Annotated in this window: 29 protein-coding genes; 22 read left to right on the top strand and 7 right to left on the bottom strand. The window is 46.2% G+C overall.

What is annotated here, in order from left to right; all coding sequences use genetic code 11:
* Positions 1–105 precede the first annotated feature (105 nt).
* From ahpA to rok, 3 genes are all read left to right on the top strand, one after another.
* Positions 106–648 carry a biofilm-specific peroxidase AhpA gene (gene ahpA / locus BTA31_RS21425; protein WP_003181325.1) on the top strand — a complete coding sequence of 181 codons (543 nt, stop codon included), beginning with the start codon at positions 106–108 and terminating at the stop codon, positions 646–648.
* 89 nt (positions 649–737) lie between these two features.
* Entirely contained in the window at positions 738–1,196 is a 459-nt protein-coding gene (locus BTA31_RS21420) for a TlpA disulfide reductase family protein (protein ID WP_076794130.1), read from the top strand.
* Positions 1,197–1,743: 547 nt separating this feature from the next.
* On the top strand, positions 1,744–2,331 hold the full coding sequence (rok, locus tag BTA31_RS21415) for a transcriptional regulator Rok (RefSeq protein ID WP_020451209.1): 588 nt from the start codon (positions 1,744–1,746) through the stop codon (positions 2,329–2,331).
* 145 nt (positions 2,332–2,476) lie between these two features.
* Here rok and BTA31_RS21410 read toward each other — a convergent pair whose 3' ends face one another.
* On the bottom strand, positions 2,477–3,433 hold the full coding sequence (locus BTA31_RS21410; protein ID WP_076794128.1) for a coiled-coil domain-containing protein: 957 nt from the start codon (positions 3,431–3,433) through the stop codon (positions 2,477–2,479).
* Positions 3,434–3,585: 152 nt separating this feature from the next.
* Here BTA31_RS21410 and mobA point away from each other — a divergent pair, with 152 nt between their 5' ends.
* From mobA to moaD, 6 genes are all read left to right on the top strand, one after another.
* Entirely contained in the window at positions 3,586–4,173 is a 588-nt protein-coding gene (gene mobA / locus BTA31_RS21405; RefSeq protein ID WP_043927463.1) for a molybdenum cofactor guanylyltransferase, read from the top strand.
* A gap of 105 nt (positions 4,174–4,278) precedes the next feature.
* On the top strand, positions 4,279–5,292 hold the full coding sequence (locus BTA31_RS21400) for a molybdopterin-synthase adenylyltransferase MoeB (RefSeq protein ID WP_076794133.1): 1,014 nt from the start codon (positions 4,279–4,281) through the stop codon (positions 5,290–5,292).
* A 19-nt stretch (positions 5,293–5,311) separates the two neighbouring features.
* Positions 5,312–6,604 carry a molybdopterin molybdotransferase MoeA gene (locus BTA31_RS21395; protein WP_076794126.1) on the top strand — a complete coding sequence of 431 codons (1,293 nt, stop codon included), beginning with the start codon at positions 5,312–5,314 and terminating at the stop codon, positions 6,602–6,604.
* Complete coding sequence (gene mobB / locus BTA31_RS21390; RefSeq protein WP_076794124.1) at positions 6,571–7,098, top strand: molybdopterin-guanine dinucleotide biosynthesis protein B; 528 nt, start codon at positions 6,571–6,573, stop codon at positions 7,096–7,098. The genes BTA31_RS21395 and mobB overlap by 34 nt, the downstream gene beginning before the upstream one ends.
* A complete protein-coding gene (locus BTA31_RS21385; RefSeq protein WP_076794121.1) occupies positions 7,077–7,571 on the top strand; it encodes a molybdenum cofactor biosynthesis protein MoaE in 495 nt (164 codons plus the stop codon). Before mobB ends, BTA31_RS21385 begins: the two co-directional genes overlap by 22 nt.
* The gene (gene moaD / locus BTA31_RS21380) at positions 7,568–7,801 is read left to right on the top strand and encodes a molybdopterin converting factor subunit 1 (RefSeq protein ID WP_043928627.1); all 234 of its coding nucleotides are present in this window, start codon (positions 7,568–7,570) and stop codon (positions 7,799–7,801) included. Before BTA31_RS21385 ends, moaD begins: the two co-directional genes overlap by 4 nt.
* A gap of 31 nt (positions 7,802–7,832) precedes the next feature.
* Here the strand turns inward: moaD and BTA31_RS21375 are convergent, their stop codons facing one another.
* Positions 7,833–8,210 carry a Rok-like winged helix domain-containing protein gene (locus tag BTA31_RS21375; protein WP_043928625.1) on the bottom strand — a complete coding sequence of 126 codons (378 nt, stop codon included), beginning with the start codon at positions 8,208–8,210 and terminating at the stop codon, positions 7,833–7,835.
* Positions 8,211–8,477: 267 nt separating this feature from the next.
* Here BTA31_RS21375 and BTA31_RS21370 point away from each other — a divergent pair, with 267 nt between their 5' ends.
* The 11 genes from BTA31_RS21370 (at position 8,478) to lepB (ending at position 21,313) form a co-directional block, all read left to right on the top strand.
* Positions 8,478–10,235 (top strand): ABC transporter ATP-binding protein, encoded by a 1,758-nt coding sequence (locus BTA31_RS21370; RefSeq protein WP_043928624.1) that lies wholly within the window; start codon positions 8,478–8,480, stop codon positions 10,233–10,235.
* 12 nt (positions 10,236–10,247) lie between these two features.
* The gene (locus BTA31_RS21365; protein ID WP_076794119.1) at positions 10,248–12,068 is read left to right on the top strand and encodes an ABC transporter ATP-binding protein; all 1,821 of its coding nucleotides are present in this window, start codon (positions 10,248–10,250) and stop codon (positions 12,066–12,068) included.
* Positions 12,069–12,186: 118 nt separating this feature from the next.
* Complete coding sequence (gene yknW / locus BTA31_RS21360) at positions 12,187–12,867, top strand: YknW family membrane protein (RefSeq protein WP_076794116.1); 681 nt, start codon at positions 12,187–12,189, stop codon at positions 12,865–12,867.
* Positions 12,868–14,004 (top strand): efflux RND transporter periplasmic adaptor subunit, encoded by a 1,137-nt coding sequence (locus BTA31_RS21355; protein WP_076794113.1) that lies wholly within the window; start codon positions 12,868–12,870, stop codon positions 14,002–14,004.
* Complete coding sequence (locus BTA31_RS21350; RefSeq protein WP_043928619.1) at positions 14,001–14,693, top strand: ABC transporter ATP-binding protein; 693 nt, start codon at positions 14,001–14,003, stop codon at positions 14,691–14,693. The genes BTA31_RS21355 and BTA31_RS21350 overlap by 4 nt, the downstream gene beginning before the upstream one ends.
* Positions 14,690–15,883, top strand: a complete 1,194-nt coding sequence (locus BTA31_RS21345; RefSeq protein ID WP_076794111.1) for an ABC transporter permease — start codon at positions 14,690–14,692, stop codon at positions 15,881–15,883. The genes BTA31_RS21350 and BTA31_RS21345 overlap by 4 nt, the downstream gene beginning before the upstream one ends.
* A 208-nt stretch (positions 15,884–16,091) precedes the next feature.
* Positions 16,092–16,727 (top strand): YknW family membrane protein, encoded by a 636-nt coding sequence (yknW, locus tag BTA31_RS21340; protein WP_076794109.1) that lies wholly within the window; start codon positions 16,092–16,094, stop codon positions 16,725–16,727.
* Positions 16,728–17,016: 289 nt separating this feature from the next.
* On the top strand, positions 17,017–17,772 hold the full coding sequence (locus BTA31_RS21335; protein ID WP_020451225.1) for a DeoR/GlpR family DNA-binding transcription regulator: 756 nt from the start codon (positions 17,017–17,019) through the stop codon (positions 17,770–17,772).
* On the top strand, positions 17,769–18,680 hold the full coding sequence (gene pfkB / locus BTA31_RS21330; protein ID WP_076794106.1) for a 1-phosphofructokinase: 912 nt from the start codon (positions 17,769–17,771) through the stop codon (positions 18,678–18,680). The genes BTA31_RS21335 and pfkB overlap by 4 nt, the downstream gene beginning before the upstream one ends.
* Before the next feature lie 13 nt (positions 18,681–18,693).
* Positions 18,694–20,586: a PTS fructose transporter subunit IIABC gene (locus BTA31_RS21325; protein ID WP_076794103.1), complete on the top strand. Its 1,893-nt coding sequence runs from the start codon at positions 18,694–18,696 to the stop codon at positions 20,584–20,586.
* Positions 20,587–20,752: 166 nt separating this feature from the next.
* Positions 20,753–21,313: a signal peptidase I gene (lepB, locus tag BTA31_RS21320; protein ID WP_076794101.1), complete on the top strand. Its 561-nt coding sequence runs from the start codon at positions 20,753–20,755 to the stop codon at positions 21,311–21,313.
* A gap of 45 nt (positions 21,314–21,358) precedes the next feature.
* Here the strand turns inward: lepB and BTA31_RS21315 are convergent, their stop codons facing one another.
* Positions 21,359–21,628 carry a hypothetical protein gene (locus BTA31_RS21315; RefSeq protein WP_003181365.1) on the bottom strand — a complete coding sequence of 90 codons (270 nt, stop codon included), beginning with the start codon at positions 21,626–21,628 and terminating at the stop codon, positions 21,359–21,361.
* A 12-nt stretch (positions 21,629–21,640) separates the two neighbouring features.
* Positions 21,641–21,883 (bottom strand): hypothetical protein, encoded by a 243-nt coding sequence (locus BTA31_RS21310; RefSeq protein ID WP_043928612.1) that lies wholly within the window; start codon positions 21,881–21,883, stop codon positions 21,641–21,643.
* Positions 21,884–22,055: 172 nt separating this feature from the next.
* Between BTA31_RS21310 and BTA31_RS21305 the strand changes: the two genes are divergently transcribed.
* Together BTA31_RS21305 and BTA31_RS21300 are read left to right on the top strand one after the other, a co-directional pair.
* Positions 22,056–23,675, top strand: coding sequence for an ABC-F family ATP-binding cassette domain-containing protein (locus BTA31_RS21305; RefSeq protein ID WP_076794099.1), 1,620 nt, complete (start codon positions 22,056–22,058; stop codon positions 23,673–23,675).
* 55 nt (positions 23,676–23,730) lie between these two features.
* A complete protein-coding gene (locus BTA31_RS21300) occupies positions 23,731–24,105 on the top strand; it encodes a YybH family protein (RefSeq protein ID WP_043928611.1) in 375 nt (124 codons plus the stop codon).
* A gap of 141 nt (positions 24,106–24,246) precedes the next feature.
* Here the strand turns inward: BTA31_RS21300 and BTA31_RS21295 are convergent, their stop codons facing one another.
* From BTA31_RS21295 to mreBH, 3 genes are all read right to left on the bottom strand, one after another.
* Entirely contained in the window at positions 24,247–25,479 is a 1,233-nt protein-coding gene (locus tag BTA31_RS21295; RefSeq protein ID WP_076794097.1) for an aminopeptidase, read from the bottom strand.
* Positions 25,480–25,569: 90 nt separating this feature from the next.
* On the bottom strand, positions 25,570–25,701 hold the full coding sequence (locus tag BTA31_RS22660; protein WP_003181378.1) for a protein YkpC: 132 nt from the start codon (positions 25,699–25,701) through the stop codon (positions 25,570–25,572).
* A 73-nt stretch (positions 25,702–25,774) separates the two neighbouring features.
* Entirely contained in the window at positions 25,775–26,782 is a 1,008-nt protein-coding gene (mreBH, locus tag BTA31_RS21290) for a rod-share determining protein MreBH (RefSeq protein WP_003181381.1), read from the bottom strand.
* Positions 26,783–26,923 lie beyond the last annotated feature (141 nt).

Below are 26,923 nucleotides of genomic sequence, written 5' to 3'. Positions count from 1 at the left end.
GAATTATGTATGTGATATTATTAACTAAATGAGAATTTAATATTTAAATTCTCATTTTGATATGGGTAACAGAACCCAAAAATCACAATTGGAGGGATACATAAAATGGCAGAACGCATGGTAGGTAAACAAGCGCCACGCTTTGAAATGGAAGCGGTTCTTGCAAACAAAGAATTCGGAAAAGTAAGCCTTGAAGAAAACATGAAAAATGATAAGTGGACAGTTCTATTCTTCTATCCAATGGATTTCACTTTCGTGTGTCCGACAGAAATTACAGCAATGTCTGACCGCTATGACGAGTTTGAAGACCTTGATGCAGAAGTTATCGGCGTTTCAACTGACACCATCCACACTCACTTGGCATGGATTAACACAGACCGCAAAGATAACGGTCTCGGCCAGCTGAAATACCCGCTTGCTGCCGACACAAACCATGAAGTATCCCGTGAATACGGCGTACTGATTGAAGAAGAAGGTGTTGCGCTTCGCGGATTGTTCATCATCAATCCAGAAGGCGAACTTCAATATCAAACAGTGTTCCATAACAACATCGGCCGTGATGTAGACGAAACATTGCGCGTGCTCCAAGCGCTGCAAACAGGCGGTCTTTGCCCTGCAAACTGGAAACCGGGACAAGCAACCCTTTAATTTTTATTCTCAGATAAGAAATCAGATTGGAAAGGTCTAACATTTGTTAGACCTTTTTAATCGACAAAAATGACAATGGAGGAAAAATCATGAAATTACGTCAGCCGATGCCGGAACTGACCGGCGCAAAAGAGTGGTTAAACGGAGAAGTGGCAAGGGAGCAGCTTATCGGAGAAAAGCCGACATTAATTCATTTTTGGTCCATCAGCTGCCACTTGTGCAAAGAGGCGATGCCGCAAGTCAATGAATTCCGCGACCGCTACAGCGATAAACTAAACGTGGTGGCTGTGCATATGCCGCGTTCAGAAGACGATTTAGACCTGAACAAAATCAAAGAGGTTGCCGCTGAACATGATATCACTCAGCCTATTTTTGTTGACAGCGATCATAAGCTGACTGACGCTTTTGAAAATGAATATGTCCCTGCTTATTACGTATTTGATAAAACAGGCCAGCTTCGTCATTTTCAAGCTGGAGGCAGCGGAATGAAAATGCTCGAAAAACGTGTGAACCGCGTTCTTGCCGAAACAGAACAGTCTGCTGACTAAAGATGAAAAGCCCCGTTTTCATGGGGTTTTTTATTTGTTCAGTCTCCCAATCACAAAAAAACAAAAAAAATTTCCTCTATCTGCCCCTTTCGACAAATAGATCATTTGACACTGTTTATTTCATTTGGTGAGTCTGATGGCCTGTTTTTGTTTCAGGAGCATTTCTGGCATTCCCCGTACATAAAAGACTGCGAATTCGACACGTGAAATCTGGAAATTTTGAATATTCTGGATTTATAAGCCGGAATAATCATTGATATTTCACACTTTCCATCATGATTAAACATTCGATTCTATTCCTAAATTATGTTTCAAGGAAAAGTAATTTTCTAGGTTCCTTCATTATTTACCATTTTTCGACAATGTCTTTAGAGTAGGCCGAAATGCTTCAAAAACTCCTCAGGCTTCGAGTTTTTCGGAAATTTAGTTCTATTTTCTTAACGGAAATCAACAGTAGAAAAACGAAAAAATAGTTGATAAAATTAGTTTGGTAATCTAATATTTTTATTGGAAGGTTTATTTATTCTGATAGGAGGGTATAAACGGTATGTTTAACGAGAGGGAAGCATTGCGTTTAAGATTAGAGCAGCTGAATGAGGCTGAAGTTAAGGTGATTAGGGAGTATCAAATTGAGCGGGATAACATATATGCAAAGCTGCGTGAATTGGATCGTCCATCCAGCTTTAATGATACAAAAAAAGATTTTCGCCCGGAGCGTAAAACTGAATCTCTCCCTGTTTTAGCTGAATTGGCTGCACAGGAGATGAAGAGCTACCAGCAGCAGCAACAGCAGCCGCAAGCATCTCAAAAAAACCAGCAGCAGACTTCTCCGCAAACCTCCTCACTGCCTGCCGGAATTCCAGATGGAACGACAAGGCGCAGAAGGGGTACAGCACGTCCAGGCTCAAAAGCTGCAAAACTGCGTGAAGCGGCGATTAAAACATTAAAACGCCATAATGCGGCCATTAAAAGCTCCGAACTTCAAAAGGAAATCGAAAAAGAGAGCGGACTTGAGATCCCTAATATGACAACCTTTATGCAAAGCCTGATTAAAATGTACCCGGAAGTCAAAAAGCCATACCGCGGTCAATATATATTAGAGGGTGAGATTTCTACTGAGACAGAGCAGCAATAGGTCAAACCCTTGCTTTTCCAGATAGCGTTTCCATTTTGCGGAAACATTAAGGCGGCCACTTTATACGCCGCCGCCCAATCAACTGCTTGAGACAATCGACTCAAGCGGTTTTTTATAAAAACCAAATTATTCCTTAAAGTGGTATTCAATTTAAAGGTTTTGTTTCTTTGTCTTTGCGTTTGATTTGATAGATCCATTTTTGTGGGGTTGTTTCTTCTTGCGTCTGCTGTTTCCACTCTGTTATTTTCTGATCCATTTTCGTGTCATTTTGTTTGATGGCGCTCAATTGTTGTTGGAGCTGATCGACTTGCTCTGTAACAGTTTGAAGTACCGCTTCGATCTGTTCTGACCGTTCAAAAACCTCCTCGTTTTGTTCAAGCGCCTTCTCCGTCTGCTGAAATGTATCAATATCGGCAAAATGAGAAGCGATCCACTTATCACTTTCATCGAGTTGCCTTTTATAAGATAGAATCGTTTCGTAAAACAGCGTTTCTTTCGTTTTTTCAGCCTCCAAAAGGCGGCTTTTCGTTTCTGTCACCCGCTCTTTTAATACCGCGACATCTGCTTCGATTTGTTTGAGCTGAAGACTTTTAGCGTGAAGTTCGTCTTTCAGGCGGGCATTTTCGTGGGCAGTGTGTTTGAGCTCCTGCTCCTTTTTTTCCCTCAGTGTTTTTTCTCTTTCTGCATGAAGCTTTTCGTATTCTATCTGGCTATGTAAGCTTTTCTTCTCCTCTTCGGCTTTTACATTTGTTAAATGAAGGCGGTGCTTTTCTTCTATCTCTTGTTTTCTTGCATAGGTTTCTTTTTGAAGGAGCTCCTGAAGGACAACGATTTTACCCAGCAGTTCGCTTTTTATCCGGTTGAGCGTTTCGGCCGACTCGTCTTTCTTGTTTGCCGAGACCCGCTCCAGTTCGATTGACAGCTGCTGAAGCTGCTGTTTCATTGCTGCGTTTTCCCGGCTAAGCTTATGATTTTTCTGATGAAAATAGCTTGCTTCAAGCTCGTGTATCAATTGATGTGATCTTGCCAGCTCGGCTTTTAAAAAAAGATTTTCCTGTGATAAATCATGAAAATAAGGCAGCGAACCCGATGTTTTTTTCATGGTGACCAGCCCCCTATAGATGTTACAACTACAATATGCATAAATGAAACCCGCCATGCCTTTTGAAAAAGAGATTTTACAGACTTGTTCGGATTTCTAAAGTTTTGCTATGATGTTCGCAGGCAGGAACACGCGAAGGAAGGTTGAGCTGCATGAAAGAGATACATGTCATATTATCAGGGGGGCTTTCGCGCCGTTTTGGGGAACCGAAGGCGCTTGCCCGCTGGAAAGGGAAGCCGCTTTATCAATGGTGCAAACAGGCGCTGGGAGACGACGTCCTGATATTGAGCCATCCGGGCCTGACGGAGCGGTTTATAGAACTCGGGGAAAAAGCGGTGCTGGAAGATATCGAACCGTTCAGAGGGAAAGGGCCGCTTGCCGGTATGTACACAGCCATGGAGCGGGCGGAAGGGGAATGCTATATTTTTTCGGCTTGTGATACCCCGCTTGTCCGGAAGGAGACCATCTCGGCTTTAAAACGGCAGATGACCCCGGGAGTCGACGCCGTCGTGCCGGTTGCAGACGGAAGGGCGCAGCCGCTTGTTGCCGTCTACCACAGAAGGGTGAAGTCCGTCCTCCTCGAACAGCTGCAGCAGAACGAACTGAAGATCAGCAGCTTTCTCAACCGCATTCGCGTCAAGTACATTGAAGCAGATGCGGTCGGGGCAGAGCCGAGGGAATTTATAAATGTCAATAAAAAGTCGGATTTAGATAAAATAGAACCGTTCTTTCCGGGATGAAATATTTTATCATAGATTGCAAGGGTTTTTCGGAAGGTGTTTTTCAAAAGACAGCCGACGGAAAAATGGTATGATATAGAAAAGGAAGTAAAGGGGATCATCCTGATGCATGAACGGTATTCAAGACAAATCAGATATCAAAACATCGGACAGGCAGGTCAGGACAGAATCAGGCAGAGCCATGTTTTGATCGTCGGAGCCGGGGCGCTTGGCACGTCAGCTGCTGAAGGGCTTGTGCGCGCAGGCATCGGTACACTGTCTATTATAGACCGCGATTATGTGGAATGGAGCAACTTGCAAAGGCAGCAGCTCTATACAGAGAAAGACGCGGAGGAGAGGCTTCCGAAAGCGGCAGCTGCAAAAGACCGTCTTTCCCAGATCAATCGCGATGTTGTGCTTCGTACATATGTTGCAGACGGCACCGTTGAAACACTCAGACCGCTGATCGAAGAGGCGGATGCTGTCATCGATGCAACGGATAACTTTGAGACCCGCATGATCATCAATGACCTTGCGCAGGAGATGGGCACTCCGTGGGTTTACGGCGCTTGTGTCAGCAGTCAGGGCATGTATATGACGATTATTCCTGAAAAAACGCCGTGCCTTGCCTGCCTGTTTGAAGATGTTCCGATTGGCGGGGCTACATGCGACACGTCGGGAATTATTTCGCCGGCCGTTCAAATGGTGTCGGCTTATCAGCAAGCTGAAATTTTAAAAATCTTAACAGGCCAGCAAGAAGCGCTTCAAACCGCTTTTGTCACGTTTGATTTATGGGCGAACACCCACTATCGAATGCAGATCGGCCGCAATGAGAATTGTCCTTCGTGCGGAGAAACGCCGGTTTATCCTTTTCTCAGCAACACGAGCCAAAAGAAAGCCGATGTGCTGTGCGGAAGAGAGACCGTCCAAATTCGCAGCGAAATGTTAAAACGGCTGCCTAAAGAGGAGCTCATGAAAAAGCTTTCGGGCATCGGAAAAGTGGATGCGAATGATTATTTGCTGCATGTACAATATGAGACATTCAGAATCGTTATATTTAACGATGGAAGAGCCCTTGTTCACGGCACAAATGATATAAAAGAAGCCAACTCCATATTGGCGAGAGTCATCGGAATGTAACAACCAGGAGGTTTTTTGAATGATTGAAAAAAGAACGCCCATTCCAGTTTTTGAAGCCGCTGCGCGTGTCTCTCGGTACCAGAAGCAGGGAGATACAGAGTGGATTCACCTTGAGGAGAGTCTCCATAGATTTTTAGCCGAAGATGTCAAGGCTGATCACGATGTACCCGCTTTTGACCGTTCGCCGTACGACGGCTTTGCCGTCCGAGCCTGCGACACCGCCGGTGCTTCGCGGGAAAATCCGCTGCAATTCGAGGTGGTTGATCACATTGGAGCCGGAGCCGTATCCGGTAAAAAGCTCGGTCCTTTTCAAGCCGTCAGAATTATGACGGGAGCGCAGATTCCGGAGGGCGCTGATGCGGTAGTCATGCTTGAGCTGACAAAAACCTTCTCAGAAGACGGTAAAAACTATATGGTGTTGAAGCGCACACTGCAGCCGGGAGAAAATATTTCAAAAACCGGAGAAGATGCGAGAAAAGGATCAGTTCTTGTGAAGAAAGGAACCCGGATAACGCCGGGTGTTGTCGCTTTGCTTGCAACATTCGGATATGCAGCGGTTCCTGCAGTCAAAAAGCCTGTGGTTGGCATCATTGCCACCGGGACGGAGCTTCTGAATGTCAGCGATCCGCTCGTTCCCGGAAAAATCCGCAACAGCAATGCAGGTATGGCAGCCGCTCAGGTTGAAGAAGCAGGCGGAAAACCCCTTTATTTAGGAAAGATTTCTGATCAATTTGACGAAAGCTTTGCAGCGGTGGAAAAAGCTTTGGACAAGGTGGATTTTCTGATTACGACCGGAGGTGTATCCGTAGGGGACTTTGATTTTCTGCCGGCAATTTACGAAAAGCTTGGTGCCGAGGTCCTGTTTAATAAAGTGGCGATGCGTCCGGGAAGTGTAACGACTGTCGCTCAATTAAACGGCAAATTGCTGTTTGGGCTGTCCGGGAACCCGTCAGCCTGCTTCGTTGGATTTGAGCTCTTCGTCAAGCCGTCCCTGTGCACCTGGCTGCATCATCCGAAGCCGTATTCTTTATGTGCAGAGGCGGTTTTAACCAAGGATTTTCCAAAACCTAATCCGTTTACGAGGTTTGTCCGCTCGTTTGTATCCATTAAAGACGGCGCGCTTCATGCGGAGCCTGTCGGTCTGGATAAATCGAGCGCCGTAACGTCTCTGGCAGATGCCAATGCGCTGATGGTTTTGCCGGGCGGAACGAGAGGCTATGAAGCCGGGGCAAGAGTGCATGTTCTTTTATACCGGGATGAGAACGGAAGTGAACAGCTGTGGCCGCACATTTTCCAATCCTCCAGATCGTAGGATATCAAAACAGCGGCAAAACGACGTTCGTTGAAAAACTGGCGGAAAAGCTCGATCAGCTCGGCGTCAAGGTTGGCTGCCTGAAACACCACGGACATGGAGGAGAACCGGATGCTTTTGCCGAAGGAAAGGATTCCGACCGCTTTTTTCGGGCTGGAGCGGCTGCGTCCGGTGTTGAAGGAGCAGGCGTTTTTCAGCTGACGGCGCGCGGCGAGTGGACGCTTGATCAACTGATTGCCGCTTACGGCGTTTTAGCAGTTGAGTGTCTTCTCATCGAAGGATTTAAACATGCGCCGTATCAAAAAGTTGTTATGGTCAGAAACGAAGCGGACTGCCAGCTCTTAAAGGAATTGGACGGCATCATCGCCGTCATTTATCAGCAGAGCGAGCCGAAAACGGATGTTCCATCCTTTCATATTGAAGACCCGAGTGCCGTGGCTTTTATTCTGAAACATCTAAAGGAGGAAGGCGTTTGTCTGAACGATTTGTCATAACAAAAGAGCCGATTGTCATCGAAGATGTCGTCAAAAAAGTTGAAAGAAGGGAAGCCGGTGCCATTACGACGTTTATCGGAACAGTGAGAGAATGGACCAATGGAAAAAAGACCCTCTATCTCGAATATGAAGCCTATGTTCCGATGGCGGTCAGCATGCTCGCTCAGATCGGAAAAGAAATCAATGAAAAATGGCCTGGTGCAGCTGCAGCGATTACCCATCGCATCGGCAGGCTGGACATTTCTGATGCGGCCGTTGTCATCGCCGTGTCGTCGCCTCACCGGAAAGCGGCGTATGAAGCGAATGAATATGCGATCGAAAGGATAAAGCAAATCGTCCCGATTTGGAAAAAAGAACATTGGGAGGACGGCGAGACTTGGATCGGCGACCAGCTTGAGACAACTGAATACCCGGAAGGGAAACCAGATATGGAAGCAGCGGCTTCCGGCAGAAAAAGAGGTGCTGACCAGTGATTAAAATTTTGCTGTTTGCCCAGCTTGCGGAACAAGCGGGTACGCAGAGCATCGATATAGATGAAGAAAAGACGACAACAGACGAGATCAGACAGTTTTTAAAAGAAACTTACAATCTTCAGGGGACAGACCGGGCGATGATCGCTGTGAACGAAGTGTACAGAAGAGGAAACAGTGAGGTCAAGTCGGGAGATACGGTTGCTCTTATTCCCCCGGTCAGCGGAGGATGAGAACGGTCGGTCGGTTCAGGCATAGAGCCTGTCACCGACCGACGTTTTTTTTAGAACCGTTTTCAATATAAAGAAAACAGCCGCGCCGTTCTTTCGAAATGTTTGGTTCTAATCTTTGAATCAGGTCATAAAGCTCACTAATACGGTGAACGTTAAAATTGGTTCTTTCTTTCAGTTTCATTTTCAGTTCTTTTGTCGTTACAATTTTTCCTTTTTGCTGTTTAATAATGTCTACGCAATGTGCTGCATAATACTCTTTATTGGAACGTCTATGTCGCTGGATTTGTCTGTCAAGTTCTCCTAACCTTGCATAAATCCCTTCGCGTTCTTTCCGGAAGTCCTTCCAGATTTTTTGTTCCAATTCACCTAAGAGGAGAAGCTGTTTTTTTAAAGCCTCTCTTTTCGACATTGCAATCAACTCCGTCATTCATAATTTGATAACATTTTCTATTATTTTACATCATCTTCCTTCATTCATCAAAAAATTTCCTTTGACATTGAGAAACTATTTTTTTATCGGCTGTCACATTTTAAACAGGCTTTATTTCAAACGGAAGAAGGGAGAAAACTCCATAATAAGTCTGAATTTTTTAAAATCGGTGGAATTTTATTTCGTAAACCGATATATTAGATGATGTGTCCTTGTTTTACATGAATTGGAAAGGTGCTGGTGCAAATGGAGTCCCTTAAAAAACTAAAAGATTTTTATTGGCCTTATAAAAAAATGTTCTTGTGGTCGCTTGTGTCGATGCTTCTTATGACGGCGATCACGGTTGTTTACCCGATTATTCTGCAAATGACAATTGATGATGTGATTCTCGGCGGAAGGTACGGTTTGGTCATATGGATCAGCCTTGGGTTCATCGTTGTCATGGCGGCGAAGGGCGCAGCCACTTTTTTTCATCAGTATCTTGGAGATATGTTCGGAATCCGCTCTGTCTACCGGTTAAGAAAAGAGCTGTATGCGAAATTGCAGCGTCTGCCGTTCAAGTATTATGACAGCGCTAAAACGGGAGATTTAATGTCGAGGCTTACGGCTGACGTCGAAGGCATCAGATTCTTTTTATCTTTCGGATTTGCTGAGGCGATTCGATTTATCCTGCTTGTCACCTTCAGTCTGTCTGTCATGTTTTCTTATTCTGTACCGCTGACCCTGGTTACAATTGCTTCTCTACCGTTTTTAGGAGCGGCTGTCTACAGGTTTGACAAAAAAGTGCATCCCGCTTTTCGGAGCATAAGAAAATCTTTCGCCCGTTTAAATACGAAAGTTCAGGAAAATATCAGCGGCATGAATACCGTTAAATCTTTATCAAAAGAAGATTTTGAGATTCAAAACTTCACTCATTCAAATGACCATTTTCGAACTAAAAACTTAAACGCTTCGTTTATCATGTCGAAATTCTTTCCGCTGATGGAGTTTATCGGCAATATTTGCCTCGTTGCCCTGCTGTCGTTCGGCGGCTGGCTCGTGATGCAGAACAGCTTAAAACCGGGTGAGCTTGTCGCTTTTTTCAGTCTCGTCAATTACTTGATGTGGCCGATCATGAACCTGGGTTATGTCATCAACCTGTTTTCACAGGCGAAAGCATCAGGAGAGCGGCTGCTGGAAATTCTTGATGCCGAGGAGGAGATCACAGACAGCGGACTTGCGGTGAAAAACGGCAGGCTGAACGGTGATGTCGTATTCAGCGATGTTTCCCTTCAATATACAAAAGAAAATGCAGAAGCATTGCATGGGGTGTCTTTTCAGGCCGAGCGCGGCAAAACGATTGGGTTAATCGGCGCGACGGGGTCAGGCAAGAGCAGCATCATTCAACTGCTGAGCCGCTTTTATGAGCCGACATCCGGCCGGATCACGATCGACGGCAAGCCGCTTGAACACTACTCAATAAAGATGCTGCGGTCCAATATCGGCGTCGTCCCGCAGGAATCGTTTTTATTTTCATCAACGATCAGGTCAAATATATCTTATGGAAAGCCTGATGCATCAATGGATGAGATCGTCGAAAGCGCGAAAAGGGCCCAGGCGCACGATTTTATCATGGAGCTTCCGAACCAATACGATACGATGCTCGGTGAGAGGGGGCTCGGGCTGTCCGGCGGCCAAAAACAGCGGATCGCGATTGCGAGAGCAATTTGTCTGAACCCGGGCATTCTCATCCTGGATGATTCGACGAGTGCTGTTGACATGGAAACGGAGCACCGCATTCAGCTTGCATTGCGGGAAGTGATGCGGGATCGGACGACTTTCATCATCGCTCACAGAATCTCATCCTTAAAGCATGCCGACGAAATCCTTGTTCTCGATAAAGGAGTTGTCAAGGAAAGGGGAACACACGAACAATTAATGGAAGAAAACGGTTTATACAAACGGATTTTTGATTTGCAGTATAAAGATCAAAATGTGTTGAATGAGCCGCATTTTGCAGGATAGGAGGCTCTTGCTATGGAAAATCAGGCGAAAAAACAAACGTTGATGAACCGGTTTTTTTATACTTCAGACCAAATCATTGAAAAGCCTTTTAACTGGGCGCAGATGTGGAGGCTACTCAAATATTTAAAGCCTTACCGAAAAAATTTGCTGCCGCTGTCGTTTTTAACGGTCATGATTTCGGCGGCGATCCGGCTGGCGGTGCCGATTTTGATCGGCGTCTATGCGCTCGACCAAGCAATCGCAGGCCGGGATATGAATCTTCTTGTGATTCTGATCTCAGTCATCAGTGGATTATATCTTGTCAATTATGTTAGCAATGTGCTGAGAATCCGCTGGATGAACAAGCTTGGCCAGCATGTCATTTATGATCTCAGACAGCATTTGTTTACGCATGTTCAGCGGCTGTCGCACCGCTTTTTCGACGAGCGTTCGGCAGGTTCCATCCTTGTCCGGATCATGAATGACATCAACTCTTTGCAGGAACTGTTTACGAGCGGAGTCATCAATCTATTGATGGATATCCTGCTCCTCTTCGGCATTATCGTCATTCTGTTTTCGCTCAGTCCTGAGCTGACGATCGCCATCATGGTGACGCTGCCTGTTATGTTCTTCATTTCTACCAATCTCAGAAGGAAAATCCGGCGATCCTGGCAAAAGGTGCGCTTAAAGCAGTCCAAACTGAATTCCCATTTGAACGAAAGCATTCAAGGCATCCGGGTCACTCAGGCATTTACGCAGGAGAAAGAGAATATGATGTATTTTGAAGGCGTCAACAGCGAGAACTTTGAAGCCTGGAGGGAAGCAACGAAAAAAAATGCGACATTCCGCCCGCTTGTAGAAATGACAAATGCTGTCGGGACAGCCATTTTAATCTGGTACGGCTCAAGCTTGATCATCAATGAAACGATTACGATCGGTGTATTTGTATCGTTCGCCTTCTATCTCGGAATGTTCTGGGAGCCGATTTCAAGGCTCGGCCAAGTCTACAACCAGCTGTTGATGGGGATGGCTTCATCGGAGCGGATCTTTGAATTTCTGGATGAAAAGCCGAGTGTTGCAGACAAGGAAGATGCGGTCAAAATAAAGGAATTAAAAGGCCGGATCGAATTTAAACAGGTGGAATTTTCTTATGACGGGAATCGCAAGGCGCTGCACAGCATTTCATTTGAGATACCGGAGGGATCATCGCTCGCGCTTGTCGGACATACAGGATCAGGGAAGACGACGATCGCAAATCTGATCAGCAGGTTTTACGATGCAACAGGCGGGACTGTCAAAGTGGACGGAATACCAATTACCGATATCTCGCTATCCGATCTTCGTTCGCAAATCAGCATCGTGCTGCAGGATACGTTTATTTTTTCCGGAACGATTATGGAAAATATTCGTTTTGGCCGTCCAAACGCCGCCGATGAAGAAGTGATCGAAGCAGCAAAAGCTGTCGGAGCCGATTCGTTTATTTCAGCGCTTCCGAATGGATACGCCACAGAAGTGGAAGAACGCGGCAATGTATTGTCGGCAGGTGAGCGGCAGCTCATTTCATTTGCGAGGGCGCTCCTGGCAGACCCCCGGATTCTGATCCTTGATGAAGCAACCGCAAGCATTGACACAGAAACGGAAGTCAAAATCCAGGCTGCATTGAAAACACTGCTCCATGGCAGAACGGCTATTATGATCGCTCACAGGCTTTCAACGATCAGGGATGCGGATAAAATTCTTGTTCTTGACCACGGCCGGAAAATAGAAGAGGGAAATCACCAGGAATTGATCGAAAAACGTGGAATGTATTATGAGCTGGTGAAAGCGCAGTATCAAATGTTTCAGCGAAGCTGAAATCGTCCGCGGCCGCACGTTTTGGAATGCGGCCGGGGCGTTTTTTTAAGAACAGATGTGAAACATTTTAGGCCATTCTGCGTATAAACTGGTAATTCATTTATTAAGGGGGATACATATGGAAACACATTTAGAAACTGAAAAAGTAAAGAATCCGTCATTGCTCGGATTGATTACCCGGCCCGGAGAACAGTTTGAGAGAATGAGAGAAAAGCCGGCTTTCTGGTTTCCGCTTGTCATTGTTTTAATCTTGTCGGTTACCGGCGGGTACATGGTCAGTGAAAAAACACCGCTATCTGCCGAATTGTCGGAAATTCCGGATGCTGAAGCATTTCAAGCTGCTATGAAGGGGGTCGGCATCATCGGCGGGATTTTCGGTTTTGTGATTGCCATGCTGATCAGCGCTTTAATTTATTGGCTGATTGTCAAAATCGGAAGAGGAACAACCAATTTTGTTCACATGTTTTCACTGTCTGTTTTTACATATTTTATTGCGGCTATCGGACAATTCATAGGCGGGCTTGTGATCTATTATTCAAATATTGATCCCACGATCGTCGTCACGTCTTTAAACGGCATCATCCCGGCAGACGAGCCGCTCAAATCGGTACTGGGTGTATTTGATATTTTCACGATCTGGTCGCTCGCATTGGTTGCCCTGGGGCTCCAAAAGGTTGGAGGCATCTCCAAAAAAGCGGCTTGGACCGGTGTGATCATTTTATTTGTAATCTCCATTCTGCTCGCTTTAACAGCCGGAATGGCGATCAATTTCTTCGATTCATTTGAAGGAGCAATGTAAATGAAAAAAATATGGATCGGCATCATCATTGTTGGGGCTGCTGTTCTTTTTATCGGACTCAACCTCTACCGCTCGGTTCAAACGAGCGGAGGGGCTGAGACAGCGGTCCAAACCGTACAATTGGAAGAAAAAGAGATTTCTTCTGAAGTCATGGTTCCGGGTACCCTTAAGTTTGCAAACGAACAATACGAATATTTTGAACCTGAAAAAGGAGAAATTGCCGACATCAAAGTAAAAGAAGGCGACAAGGTGAAAAAAGGAGATGTGCTTTTCACCTATGCGAATGAAGAAATTCGCCTGGAAAAAGAGCAAAACGCCTTATCCATTCAATCGAAGGAGCTTCAGCTTGAACAGGTTAAGCGAAAAATCAGCAGCCTAAAAAGCAAGGAAGACGAGCTGAAGGCTGAGCTCGGAGCGGAAAAAGCGAAGAGGCAAATGGATGACGAACGGTCACAGCTTGAAATGGAAGAAAAATCGCTCCAGCTTGAACTGAAACAAGCCGACCTGCAAAAGGAAACGCTCGTGAAAAAATCGGCAGCGCTGCAAGTGAAGAGCGGCATTGACGGGACGGTTATCACCGTTGACAAACAAGCCGCCGCAAAGCAATCGGATATTCAAAAGCCGGTTATACATATAGGCAACGAGGACAAGCTTGTCGTTAAAGGCGTGCTGTCAGAGTATGACACATTGAAAGTGAAAAAAGGACAGAACGTGACCATCACGTCGGATGTCATCCAAAATAAAGAGTGGCGGGGCAGGATCTCACAAGTCGGATTGGTTCCCGAAGAAGAGGCGTCTGCAGGTGCTGCAGGAGGAAAGGAACAAGCTGTGCAATACCCGTTTGAAGTCAAAATAAAAGGGGAGCGTCCTAAAGCAAAGCCCGGCTTTAACATGATTCTCAAAATCCAGACGGACAAAAGAATCATTCAGGCTCTTCCTGAAGATGCCGTCAAGCAAGATGATGATCAATCATACGTGTATGCCGTCAGAGACGGCAAGGCGAAACGGATCAATGTCAAAACCGGTGAGAAAGCAGATGGCGCCGTTGAAATTACCGGTGGTCTGACGAACAAGGACCAGGTTATCGCAAACCCGGCCGAGGACATGAAAAGCGGAACGGAAGTGAAGCTTCAATGATTGAGCTTTCCCAAGTGAAAAAAAGCTACCAAATCGGAGGGGAAACCATTGATGTTCTCAGGGAGATCAATATGAAAATTGAGCCGGGAGAATATCTGTCCATCATGGGGCCTTCCGGTTCGGGAAAATCGACGATCATGAATATTATCGGCTGTCTTGACCGCCCGACATCGGGTATTTACAGGCTGGACGGCGAGGATATTTCATCATATGGGGAAAGGGAGCTTGCCGGCGTCAGAAACCGTTTAATCGGTTTTGTTTTTCAGCAGTTTCAGCTTCTGCCGCGCTTGAATGCCATAAAGAATGTGGAACTTCCGATGATTTACTCCGGCGTTCCAAGAAAAGAGCGGCGGGAGCGGGCTGAACGGGCGCTTGAAAAAGTCGGACTCAAGGACAGAATGCGCCATATGCCGAACGAGCTTTCCGGCGGCCAAAAACAGCGTGTAGCCATCGCAAGAGCGATCGTCAATGAACCTAAGCTGATATTGGCTGATGAACCGACCGGAGCGCTCGATACGAAAACAAGCCGGGACATCATGGAGCAATTCACCGAATTGAATGAGGAAGGTACGACGGTGGTGCTCGTGACCCACGAACCGGAGATTGCAGATTATACAAGCCGGATCATCATGGTGAGGGACGGTGTGATCGTCTCGCCGGAAACAGAGCGGAGGGGGACGGTGCAATGAATCTCATCGAAAACTTGAGAATGGCGTTAAGTTCCATCCTTTCCCATAAACTGCGATCGATTTTAACAATGCTCGGAATCATTATCGGTGTAGGCTCTGTTATTGTCGTTGTGGCAGCGGGGCAAGGGGGAGAGCAGATGCTCAAGCAGACGATCAGCGGACCCGGCAACACGGTCGAAATCTATTATGCGCCCAGCAATGAAGAATTAACGGCCAATCCCAACGCCTATTTAGACGCCGCCTTCACCGAAGACGACATCAGAAGTTTAAAGTCACTCGAAGGTGTGAAACATGTCGTTGCGAAAACAACCGAGTCCATGAATGTCCGCTTCCAGGATGAAAAAACAGATGCCGCTGTAAACGGCATTAATGACGGATATATCAGCATCAATTCGATGGAAATCGAAAAGGGAAGAGAATTTTCAGAAGAGGATTACCATGCTGGAAGCAGGGTTGCCATCGTCTCGCCGAAGCTTGCGGAAGAACTGTTTTCTCAGCAGTCGCCTCTCGGACGTGTCGTATGGATAAATGGCCAGCCTGTTGAAATCATCGGCGTATTGAAAGAAGAGAACGGGCTGCTTGCGTTGGGGATGAATGAAATATATGTTCCGTTTTCAATGTTAAAATCGTCATTCGGCATCAGCGACTATGACTCTGTCTCCGTTCAAGCTGAGTCTGCCGACCATCTGCAAGCCGTTGGAAAGCAGGCTGCAGCGGCCGTCAACAAGAATCACGGCACTACGGACTCATATGAAGTGATGAACATGGAGGCCATGGCGGCCGGAATCAGCCAGATCACAACAATTATGACGATGTTCATCGGCTCAATTGCAGGCATTTCTTTACTCGTTGGCGGGATCGGCGTCATGAATATTATGCTGGTGTCTGTCACTGAACGGACGAGGGAAATCGGGATTCGAAAATCGCTTGGTGCAACAAGAGGCCAGATTCTGATGCAATTTTTAATAGAATCGTCTTTGATCACCCTGATCGGCGGGGTGTTTGGCATCGGCCTCGGATACGGCGGAGCAGCCCTTGTATCGTTTTTTGCCGGTTGGCCGTCGCTCGTTTCTTGGCAGGTGGTCCTCGGAGGCGTCCTGTTCAGCATGGCGATCGGGATTATCTTTGGCCTCATCCCGGCCAATAAAGCGGCCCGCCTTCATCCGATTGATGCACTGAGGTATGAGTAAAGCGTTAAGAGGCTAGCAGCCGCAGAGGAATGACCCAAATGAACGAATGACCACATGCCGGTGCGTCAGACTATCGCAAGATCGAAACCGCCTCCCAAGGCGGTTTTTTAGATGGGAAAATGAAACCTTTCACTACATAATGATAGACTTGAAAGTGCTGTGAAATGATCTTTATTTGATGAAAAGGTATGTCAGGAGGAATTTTAAAGTGGAAGCAAATGTAGAAACAACACCGCAAGTAAAAAAACCGTCACTGCTCGGCATCATCACGAGTCCTGTCCGGCAGTTTGAAAGAATGAGAGAAAGGCCCGCAATTTGGCTCCCGATGATCATCGTGCTGGCGTTATCAGCCTTTTCCGTTTATTTGGTCTACCGGGAATTGAGTCAATCGAACATCGATCCTGGTATGGCAGCGATCAGCAAGGTTTTTCAAATGCTCATATTCTTTGTTCTCAGCGCTTTAGTATTATGGCTGATCTCTAAAGTAGGAAATGGAGAAACCAGTTTCATCTGCATGGTGTCTCTGTCTGTCTTTGCTACTTTTGTAACTGCAATCAGAGATGTCATCACTAGTTTAGTTTTTTACTTTTCGAATTCTCCAGTCGCGTTTCCGTTTGCATCGCTTGCTGGGTATATTCCGGCCGAAGAGCCCTTTTTGAGTGTCCTTGGGATGTTTGATTTGTTTACAATCTGGTCGTATGCATTGGTAGCCGTCGGCCTGCAAAAAGCTGCCGGCGCTTCAAAACAGGCATCATGGATCGGCGTTTCCGTTTTATTTATATTCATGTTGGTGTTGTCTTATTTATCTGGCCTGTATCAAGTATTTATAGAAAATATTCAGTAAACGGGAACAGAATGCAGATTTGTAAAACCTCATGCGGCTTAGCATGAGGTTTTTATCATTGTGATCTGAATGATGTTTGTAAGAATAGATAATAATAATGTCACATATTTTTGCGGATTTTTATAGTTTATACAGTTTACAAACGGTACATATCACGTTAATATGTTGAAATGTGAAAGATTTTGATTGTTATTGAATGAATTTGAAAGATTTTTGTTGAGTTATGTCGAAAAAGCGTTTACAATGAAATTGTAAGCTGAATGAAGGCGTTTCCAAAAGGGGTGATAATGTGTTGACTCCCGAACGGCATCAGCTGATTATTGACGAGATTGAAAAGCATGATGTCGTGAAAATCCAGTACTTAATGAATTTAACGAACGCATCTGAGTCAACGATCAGAAGAGATTTGTCGACGCTGGAAGCCCGCGGATATTTAAAGCGTGTTCATGGAGGGGCATCAAGGCTTTCCGATATTCGTACCGAGCCTGACATGCTAGAGAAATCATCCAAAAACCTTCATGAAAAGAGAAAAATCGCTCAAGAAGCGGCCTCACTTCTTGAAGAAGGCGATTGTATCTACCTTGATGCCGGAACGACCACTTTGCAAATGATCGATTTTATCGATCCAGAGATGGATATTATCGTGGTTACAAATGGAGTCATGCACATTGAGGCATTAGGTAAAAAAGGCATTACTTTTTATTTATTAGGCGGGTATGTGAAGTATAAAACCGGAGCGATCGTAGGCGGTTCGGCGTTATCAGCCATCAGCCAATACCGGTTTGACAAAAGCTTCATCGGCGTCAACGGCATTCATAAGGAAGCGGGGTTTACGACTCCGGATCCTGAAGAAGCGCTTTTGAAAACAAAAGCTGTCAACCAGGCGAAAAAAGCATTTATTTTAGCTGACGTTTCCAAGTTTGGGGAAATTTCATTTTCTGCCTTTGCCGGTTTAGACGAAGCAACTATCATTACAGCAGGATCTGCAAAACATTCATTTGATAACTATCAAGAAAAAACTGTCGTAAAGGTAGTGAAAACATGATATACACTGTAACTCTCAACCCATCGGTCGACTATATTGTTCACGTTGAAGAATTTTCCGTAGGCGGGCTGAATCGTTCAGTCTATGACACGAAATATCCCGGAGGCAAAGGAATCAATGTCTCACGCGTACTGAACAGACACCATGTACCTTCTAAAGTTCTCGGTTTTATTGGCGGTTTTACCGGGGGATATATCAAATCATTTCTCGAAGAAGAGAAGCTTGAAACGGCTTTTCATGAGGTGAATGGCGACACGCGCATCAATGTCAAATTGAAGACCGGGGATGAGACGGAAATCAACGGGCAGGGGCCGGTCATCAGCGAAGAAGATTTCGGGGCCTTTTTAGACCAATTTTCAGCAATGAAAGAAGGGGACATTGTCGTATTGGCTGGCAGCATTCCTTCTTCATTGCCGCAGGACACATATGAAAAGATTGCAGAAAAGTGCGAAGAGCAAAATGTCCGAGTTGTCGTTGATATTTCGGGTGAGGCGCTTTTAAAAGCTGCAGAAATGAAGCCGCTTTTAATGAAACCGAACCATCACGAGCTCGGTGAAATGTTTGGGACAACCATCACTTCAGCGGAAGAAGCGGTGCCTTACGGAAAGAAACTCGTTGAACGCGGGGCCGAAAACGCGATCGTTTCCATGGCTGGAGAAGGTGCCCTTTTATTTACGAAAGACGGCGTCTACCATGCCAACGTACCTAAAGGAAAGCTCGTGAACTCAGTCGGCGCGGGGGATTCAGTGGTTGCAGGCTTTCTCGCAGGCATTGAAAAACAGCTCGACATCAAAGAAGCTTTTCGCTTAGGAGTCGCTTCAGGAAGCGCAACTGCCTTTTCAGAGGAGCTGGGAACGGAAGAGCTCGTTCACAAGCTGCTTCCGGAAGTTCAAGTCAAAGCGATTTAAAGGAGGAAAGGTTATGAAAATAACAGAGTTACTTACGAAGCATACGATCAAGTTAAACCTTGAGAGCAGCCAGAAAGAAAACGTTATCGAAGAACTCGTCAGCGTGTTGGATCAGGCGGGCAAGTTGAATGATAAAGAAGGCTACAAAGAAGCCGTGATCAACCGCGAGAAACAAAGTTCCACCGGTATCGGCGAAGGCATCGCCATCCCGCATGCGAAAACGGCAAGCGTCAAAGAGCCTGCGATCGCGTTCGGCCGTTCAAAAGGCGGCGTCGATTATGAATCCCTTGACGGCCAGCCAAGCCATCTTGTTTTCATGATCGCCGCTACAGACGGTGCAAATAACACTCACCTCGAAGCATTGTCAAGACTGTCGACTTTGCTTATGAGGGAAGAGATTCGCAAACAGCTGCTTGAAGCTTCATCTGAAGACGAAATCATCGACATCATCAATCAGCATGATAAAGATGATGAAGAAGAAGAGCAGGCCGAAGAAGCCCCTGCAGCATCAGCAAAAGGAAAAATCCTTGCGGTTACAGCATGCCCGACAGGGATCGCCCACACGTTCATGGCTGCGGATGCTTTGAAAGAAAAAGCGAAAGAGCTTGGCGTTGATATCAAAGTTGAAACGAACGGTTCAAGCGGGATTAAAAATGGTCTGACAGCGCAGGAAATCGAAGATGCGGTTGCGATCATTGTCGCCGCCGACAAGCAGGTTGAAATGGATCGCTTTCAAGGGAAGCATGTCATTGAAGTACCTGTAACAGCAGGAATCAGACGCCCGCAAGAGCTGATTGAGCAGGCGCTGAAGCAAGACGCGCCTATCTATCAGGGTAAAGGCGGCGGTGCATCCGCTTCTGAAGACGGAGCTGCCAAAGGAAAAGGCGGCGGTTTCTACAAACACTTGATGAGCGGTGTCAGCAACATGCTGCCATTTGTCGTCGGGGGCGGGATCTTAGTTGCGGTTTCATTCTTCTGGGGAATTAACGCGACCAAACCGGGAGATCCGACTTATAATGAGTTCGCTGCTGTATTAAGTAATATTGGCGGAACGAATGCACTTGGATTAATCGTCGCTGTATTGGCCGGGTTTATCGCGATGAGCATTGCAGACCGTCCAGGATTTGCGCCTGGTATGGTCGGAGGTTTCATGGCGACACAAGCTGGCGCCGGTTTCTTAGGCGGCCTGATTGCCGGTTTCTTAGCTGGTTATATTGTTGTCCTGTTGAAAAAAGTGTTCGCTGGTCTGCCGCAAGTGCTTGACGGATTAAAACCTGTGCTGCTTTACCCGCTGTTTGGAATATTCTTGACCGGAATCATTATGCATTATGTTGTCAATACGCCTGTCAAGTACATTATGGATGGCATGACACATTGGCTTGAAGGTCTTGGAACAGGAAACCTTGTCGTAATGGGTATTGTTTTAGGCGGGATGATGGCGATTGATATGGGCGGTCCGATCAACAAAGCGGCCTTTACATTCGGTATCGCGATGATTGAAGCCGGAAACTTTGGACCTCACGCGGCCATCATGGCAGGCGGTATGGTGCCTCCGCTTGGAATTGCCCTTGCAACAACTTTCTTTAAAAATAAATTCTCAAAACGGGATCGCGAAGCCGGAATTACCAACTACGTGATGGGCTTGTCATTTATTACTGAAGGTGCGATTCCTTTTGCGGCAGCAGATCCGGCACGCGTCATTCCTGCTTGTATCATCGGATCAGCAGTTGCCGGCGGTTTGTCTCAATTTTTCCATGTCACACTGCAAGCGCCGCATGGCGGAATATTCGTTCTCTTCTTTACGACGAATCATGCGCTGCTGTATCTCCTCAGCATCTTGATCGGTGCGGTTGTGACAGCTTTGATTCTCGGCGCCTTGAAAAAGCCGGTTCCAACTGAAAAATAAGTGCTGAAAGTGCCACAGTGTTCTCTCTAGTGGCACTTTCTTTTTTACTGTTTTTGCCGGAAGTGAGCGCGGGGATTATGTATTCAGCGGGAACTTGTGATAAAGTATAGGAAAGCTTTTATTTTTGCATGTATACTGTGACAGACTGTTTTTAGGAGGAAGCGTTTTGACTGAAGAAAAATCCACCAAAAAGAAAAACTCTCTCTTTGAATGGGTAAAAGCCATTATTATTGCAGTCGTTCTGGCGTTATTGATCAGGGCGTTTTTATTCGAACCGTATTTAGTCGAAGGTACATCAATGGACCCGACGCTGCACGACGGAGAGCGGCTGTTCGTCTATAAAACGGTTAAATACGTAGGCGAATTTAAGCGGGGAGATATCGTCATTATCGACGGCGATGAAAAAAATGTCCATTATGTAAAGCGCTTGATCGGCCTGCCGGGAGATACCGTGCAAATGAAAGATGATACGCTGTACATAAACGGGAAAAAGGTATCTGAGCCGTACCTTTCGGAAAACAGAAAAGAGGCGGAAGCAGTCGGCGTCAAGCTGACGGGCGACTTTGGCCCTGTGAAGGTTCCGGAAGGCAAGTATTTCGTGATGGGGGACAACCGTCAGAGGTCAATGGACAGCCGGAACGGACTCGGACTGATTGATAAAAAACGAGTGGCCGGGACTTCACAATTTGTGTTTTTCCCGTTTAACGAAATCCGAAAAACAGACTGAAAAATGCCTGATGTCCATTTGGACAATCAGGCATTTTTGCTTGATTTATGCGGATAATGATGCCAGCACTGCGATAAACAGTACGGTAACGAACACAGAGGCCATAATCAGAAGAACGCTGTACAAGATTCTGATTTCCGCGGCTTCTTTTCCCCGTTTTGACAGCATTCGTTTCGCCGCGATATGAACGAACACGTAAATCATGGCAATCCCGATGTAAAGCCCCAAGTCACGTGCTGTAAAGCCGGTTATGGCAAGATAAACCCCTGCGAAAAAAATAAACATGCAGTATTCCGTCAAAGTGATAAGCTTCATGTCTTCCTCCGTCTAACGATCCGAGTTTTCTTCAAATATCACCTTTTTATAATATATCTTTTGCAGCCATCCCACAAGGAGGCCGAAGCCGATCAACAGACAGGAAAATATAAAAAAGTCCGAGGTCCACATATCAAACCCTTTGAAACGCCCGATAGACATCGTAGAAATCACCATGGCCACTGACGCGAAAAGCGCTTGGCGCGGCCTCGAATTGATCCATCTGATGATATCAGGGTCATCTTTCAATTTCATTATTCCTTCCCCCATTCTTCATTAATTGTAACATATTGTCACAAAGAAAGTGAAAATAAGAGTTTTTTTGATATATTTTTCTTTAAAACTTTATCGTAAAAAAGCAAAGCATTTCTCTTGCGGAATTTTCGTGTTATACTCTTTTTAATGAAGTATAGATGGAGGATATTAAATGATAGCTGTTCAAAATGTCAGTTTGCGGTTTGCGGACCGGAAGCTGTTTGAAGATGTAAATATTAAGTTTACGCCCGGAAACTGCTACGGATTGATCGGAGCAAACGGCGCCGGAAAGTCCACTTTTTTGAAAATATTGTCAGGTGAAATTGAGCCTCAGACGGGCGAAGTCCATATGAGCCCAGGCGAGCGCCTTGCCGTCCTGAAGCAGAACCACTTTGAGTATGAAGAGCATGAAGTGCTGAAAGTCGTGATCATGGGGCATAAACGCCTTTATGAAGTCATGCAGGAAAAAGACGCGATTTACATGAAACCTGATTTTTCAGATGAAGACGGAATCCGCGCCGCAGAGCTTGAGGGCGAATTCGCCGAGCTGAACGGCTGGGAAGCCGAAGGGGAAGCCGCGATTTTGTTAAAAGGCCTCGGCATTCCTGAAGAACTTCATACGAAGAAAATGGCGGATCTGGGCGGTTCCGAAAAGGTGAAGGTCCTCCTTGCGCAGGCCCTGTTCGGAAAACCAGACGTCCTTCTTCTCGATGAGCCGACCAACCACTTGGATATTCAGGCGATCCAGTGGCTTGAAGAGTTTTTAATCAATTTTGAGAATACGGTTATCGTCGTATCGCATGACCGCCACTTCTTGAATAAAGTATGTACGCATATTGCCGACTTGGATTTTAACAAAATTCAAATCTATGTCGGAAACTATGATTTCTGGTATGAATCAAGCCAGCTTGCGCTTAAAATGAATCAGGAAGCCAATAAGAAAAAAGAAGAGCAGATCAAACAGCTCCAGGAGTTCGTCGCCAGATTCAGCGCCAACGCCTCAAAATCGAAGCAGGCGACATCAAGAAAAAAACTGCTTGAAAAAATTACGCTTGACGATATTAAACCGTCATCGCGCAAGTATCCATACGTACATTTCACACCTGAACGCGAAATTGGAAACGATGTGCTTGTTGTCAAAGACCTGTCGAAAACGATTGACGGAGTCAAGGTGCTTGACTCGGTCAGCTTTATGATGAATAAAGAGGATAAAATCGCCTTTACAGGCCGGAATGAGCTTGCCGCTACAACGCTCTTTAAAATCCTTGCCGGGGAAATGGAGCCTGACAGCGGATCTTTTAAATGGGGTGTCACAACATCCCAGGCGTTTTTCCCGAAAGACAACAGCGAGTATTTTGAAAACAGCGATTTAAACCTTGTCGACTGGCTCCGCCAATTTTCGCCGCATGACCAAAGTGAAAGCTTCCTGCGCGGATTTTTAGGCCGGATGCTGTTCTCCGGGGAAGAAGTGCTGAAAAAAGCAAGCGTTTTGTCAGGGGGAGAAAAAGTCCGCTGCATGCTGTCCAAAATGATGCTGTCCGGCGCCAATGTGCTGATGCTTGATGAGCCGACAAACCATTTGGACCTCGAATCCATTACAGCGCTGAATAACGGTTTAATCAGCTTTAAAGGCGCCATGCTGTTTACATCTCATGATCATCAGTTTGTCCAAACAATCGCCAACCGGATCATTGAGATCACGCCAAACGGAATCGTTGATAAACAAATGAGCTACGACGAATTTTTGGAAGACAAAACGGTTCAGGACAAGCTTGCTGAACTTTACGCGTAATGATAGAAAACCCGCCTTAAAAAGCGGGTTTTTTTATAAAAAGGAGATGGTTGCCATGTCATGCCGAAAGGCTCTTGAGCAATATATTCAAGCAACAAACACACATGAGTTTGAGAATGTCAAAGAACTCCTTGATCCCGACGCTGTGTACTGGTTCTCGGATCAAACGTGCTCGGGCTTTGAGGAGATTCAGCGTTATTTTGAAAACGCCTGGAAGCAGATCGAAAACGAAGTATACAGCGCCAGTCATATCAGCTGGATCACGGAAACAGACGAACAGGCCGTCTGTCTTTATACATACGAATGGAAAGGGTTTTATAGGGGTGAACCGGTTCAAGGGGAAGGCCGTGCGACAAACGTATTTGTAAAGGACGAGACAGGAAGCTGGAAACTGAAGCATGAACATTTAAGCAGTTTGCCTAAACCATGAGAAGGCGGAGCATTGGACAGGCTTTTCAGCTGTTACAGCCGCCATCTATGTACGGGAGAAGTCAGGAAGTGCTGGCGGGCATGCGGACACAATATAAAAGGACCTCAGAAGTTTTCTGAGGTCTTTTTTTTGCGGAAGGCTTTATATCGCCCAGTTGCCGTTTCTGAAAATCGGCTCTCTTTTTCCGTCTGCTGTGATTCCGTCTATATTCATTTCTTCTGAACCGATCATGAAGTCAACATGTGTGATGCTTTCGTTTAATCCTTCTTTCGCCAGCTCTTCGCGCGACATCTGTTTTCCGCCTTCGATGTTGAATGCGTATGCACTGCCGATCGCGAGGTGGTTTGATGCATTTTCATCAAACAGCGTGTTGTAAAACAGAATATTGGACTTGGAAATCGGCGAATCGTGGGCGACGAGCGCAATTTCGCCTAAGTAGTGTGAACCCTCATCGGTTTCGATCAGCTCTTTTAAAATTTCTTCACCTTGTTCAGCTTTGACATCCGTGATCCGTCCGTTTTCAAATGTCAGTGTAAAGCCGTCGATCAAATTGCCGCCGTAGCTTAACGGCTTCGTGCTTGAAACGGTGCCGTTCACCCCGTCTTTTTTCGGAGCGGTGAATACTTCCTCTGTCGGCATATTGGCCATGAACTCGACGCCGTTTTCGTTTGTGCTTCCGGCGCCGACCCACAGGTGCTTCTCAGGAAGCTCGATCGTCAAATCTGTTCCCTTTGCTTGGTAATGAAGGGCATGATAATGCTTGTCATTTAAGACGCTTACTTTATCGCGCAGCGTTTGATCGTGGTCTTTCCACGCCTGAACAGGATCTTCACGGTCGATGCGGGTCGTTTTGAAAATCTCATTCCACAGCTTTTGCACCGCTGTCTCTTCATCTCCGTCAGGAAATACTTTTTTTGCCCAGGCCGGCGAAGGGGCTGCGACGACAGTCCAGCTGACTTTATCCGACTGAATCATTTGCCTGTATGTATGCATCGCCTTTCCGGCGGCTTTCTGCTGGGCTGCGATTTTTTTGGAATCGATGCCTTTCAAAAGATCAGGACTTGAAGAGACAATGGAAATAAAAGCGGCGCCTTCCTTGGCAAGCGTCTCAAGACCTTTCGCTTCCCATTCAGGGAACTCTTCAAAGGCTTCTGCAGGGGCCAGCTCATATTTCAGCCTTGTGACCTCATCATCCTGCCAGCGGACCGTCACGTTTTTTGCCCCTCTCTCATAGGCGTTTTTGACGAGAAGCCGGGCAAAATCGCGTACTTCTGTTGACGCGTTGATGACGACTTGCTGTCCTTTTTGAACGTTTACGCCGACTTCGGCCACAAGCTTCGCATATTTGCTCAGTTTATCAGTAAACGAATTCATTGGCAAAACCTCCTTTATTGTCCATAACATCATATCAAATATTTGATTGAAAAGAAAAAAAGACGCAGCCCGGTTAAGGCTGCATCTTTTTTAACGGTTGATTTTGGCCGTTTGGCCGGGGGGCGAGCTTGGCATGTTGGCAAGGGAGATGCTCATCCCCCCGAGAATAATACCGCTTAAAATAACGGTGATGGCCAGGCGTCTTCCCATATCTCTAAGCATGTTCTTCCTCCTTATCGTTTCTCCATTCCTCACGATATGAAAGAAGCCGGGAAAAAAGACGCGAAAATAAAAATTATTTAGCCGCTTTTTGCAATTTATCGATCACTTCGAGAGAACGACCCGTTCCGATGGCGACAGATTCAAGCGGATTTGCAGCGACATGCACGGGCACAACGATTTCCTGTGACAGCCATTCTTTGATGCCGTTCAAAAGCGCGCCTCCTCCGGTTAAAATCACGCCCCGGTCGACAATGTCTCCGCTCAGCTCCGGAGGACAGTCTTCAAGCGTCGCTCTGATGGCTTCGATAATATGAAGGAGCGATTCGCGCATCGCTTTCTGAATCTCCTTTGATTCCAGGGTAATCGTTTTCGGCAGGCCTGTGACAAGGTCGCGCCCTCTGACTTCCATCGTTTTCGTCTCATGGTCAATCAATGCGTAGCCGATCTCAATCTTGACTTCTTCGGCCGTCCGTTCACCGATCAGCAGGTTGTATTTTTTTCTGACGAATGACACGATGTCTTCATCAAGCTGATCGCCGCCAATCCGGATCGAGTGGCACGAGACAACACCTCCGAATGAAATGATCGCCACTTCTGTCGTGCCGCCGCCGATATCGACGACAACGTTTGCGACAGGTTCATCGACAGGCAGATCTGCGCCGATGGCGGCGGCGACAGGTTCCTCTATCAAATGGACTTGTTTGGCTCCGCAGTTTTTGACAGCATCGCTGATCGCACGCCTTTCAACGGCGGTTGAGCCGGACGGCGTGCAGACGACGACGCTCGGCTTTCTGAACGTAAAGCCGATGTTCTTTCCGGCTTTTTTCATAATCTGCTTCAAGAGGTCTGTCGTCATGTCATAATCGGCGATGACTCCGTCTTTCATCGGCCTGACCGCGACGATTTTTCCCGGTGTTTTCCCGATCATGTTTTTGGCCTCTGTGCCGACCGCCAATACGCTCTTTGTTTCCGTGTCCACGGCGACAACGGAAGGCTCATTTAAAATGATTCCTTTGTTTTTGCTGTAAACCAATATGTTAGCTGTGCCTAGATCAATTCCGATCTCGGTTGTTTGAAACATGTTTTCACCCAATCTCTATTTAAAATTTTTCCGAAAAACGAAATTTTCTTCGTGCTGAAAAAATGAATTTCATTTAAATTTTCTCAAATGATTGGCGGTTTGTGGGGGTTTGTGACGATTTTGAAACCAATCTGTAAAATG

It is taken from the genome of Bacillus haynesii, from assembly GCF_001969855.1.
GTDB classification, from domain to species: domain Bacteria; phylum Bacillota; class Bacilli; order Bacillales; family Bacillaceae; genus Bacillus; species Bacillus haynesii.
Note: the sequence above shows the minus strand (reverse complement) of the source record. Positions and strands in the feature narration are given on the sequence as shown.

Coding starts and splice junctions, on each gene's coding strand:
- ahpA (WP_003181325.1), top strand. CDS start 106: ATGGCAGAACGCATGGTAGGTAAACAAGCGCCACGCTTTGAAATGGAA.
- BTA31_RS21420 (WP_076794130.1), top strand. CDS start 738: ATGAAATTACGTCAGCCGATGCCGGAACTGACCGGCGCAAAAGAGTGG.
- rok (WP_020451209.1), top strand. CDS start 1,744: ATGTTTAACGAGAGGGAAGCATTGCGTTTAAGATTAGAGCAGCTGAAT.
- BTA31_RS21410 (WP_076794128.1), bottom strand. CDS start 3,433: ATGAAAAAAACATCGGGTTCGCTGCCTTATTTTCATGATTTATCACAG.
- mobA (WP_043927463.1), top strand. CDS start 3,586: ATGAAAGAGATACATGTCATATTATCAGGGGGGCTTTCGCGCCGTTTT.
- BTA31_RS21400 (WP_076794133.1), top strand. CDS start 4,279: ATGCATGAACGGTATTCAAGACAAATCAGATATCAAAACATCGGACAG.
- BTA31_RS21395 (WP_076794126.1), top strand. CDS start 5,312: ATGATTGAAAAAAGAACGCCCATTCCAGTTTTTGAAGCCGCTGCGCGT.
- BTA31_RS21375 (WP_043928625.1), bottom strand. CDS start 8,210: ATGTCGAAAAGAGAGGCTTTAAAAAAACAGCTTCTCCTCTTAGGTGAA.
- BTA31_RS21370 (WP_043928624.1), top strand. CDS start 8,478: ATGGAGTCCCTTAAAAAACTAAAAGATTTTTATTGGCCTTATAAAAAA.
- BTA31_RS21365 (WP_076794119.1), top strand. CDS start 10,248: ATGGAAAATCAGGCGAAAAAACAAACGTTGATGAACCGGTTTTTTTAT.
- yknW (WP_076794116.1), top strand. CDS start 12,187: ATGGAAACACATTTAGAAACTGAAAAAGTAAAGAATCCGTCATTGCTC.
- BTA31_RS21355 (WP_076794113.1), top strand. CDS start 12,868: ATGAAAAAAATATGGATCGGCATCATCATTGTTGGGGCTGCTGTTCTT.
- BTA31_RS21350 (WP_043928619.1), top strand. CDS start 14,001: ATGATTGAGCTTTCCCAAGTGAAAAAAAGCTACCAAATCGGAGGGGAA.
- BTA31_RS21345 (WP_076794111.1), top strand. CDS start 14,690: ATGAATCTCATCGAAAACTTGAGAATGGCGTTAAGTTCCATCCTTTCC.
- pfkB (WP_076794106.1), top strand. CDS start 17,769: ATGATATACACTGTAACTCTCAACCCATCGGTCGACTATATTGTTCAC.
- BTA31_RS21325 (WP_076794103.1), top strand. CDS start 18,694: ATGAAAATAACAGAGTTACTTACGAAGCATACGATCAAGTTAAACCTT.
- BTA31_RS21315 (WP_003181365.1), bottom strand. CDS start 21,628: ATGAAGCTTATCACTTTGACGGAATACTGCATGTTTATTTTTTTCGCA.
- BTA31_RS21310 (WP_043928612.1), bottom strand. CDS start 21,883: ATGAAATTGAAAGATGACCCTGATATCATCAGATGGATCAATTCGAGG.
- BTA31_RS21305 (WP_076794099.1), top strand. CDS start 22,056: ATGATAGCTGTTCAAAATGTCAGTTTGCGGTTTGCGGACCGGAAGCTG.
- BTA31_RS21300 (WP_043928611.1), top strand. CDS start 23,731: ATGTCATGCCGAAAGGCTCTTGAGCAATATATTCAAGCAACAAACACA.
- BTA31_RS21295 (WP_076794097.1), bottom strand. CDS start 25,479: ATGAATTCGTTTACTGATAAACTGAGCAAATATGCGAAGCTTGTGGCC.
- BTA31_RS22660 (WP_003181378.1), bottom strand. CDS start 25,701: ATGCTTAGAGATATGGGAAGACGCCTGGCCATCACCGTTATTTTAAGC.
- mreBH (WP_003181381.1), bottom strand. CDS start 26,782: ATGTTTCAAACAACCGAGATCGGAATTGATCTAGGCACAGCTAACATA.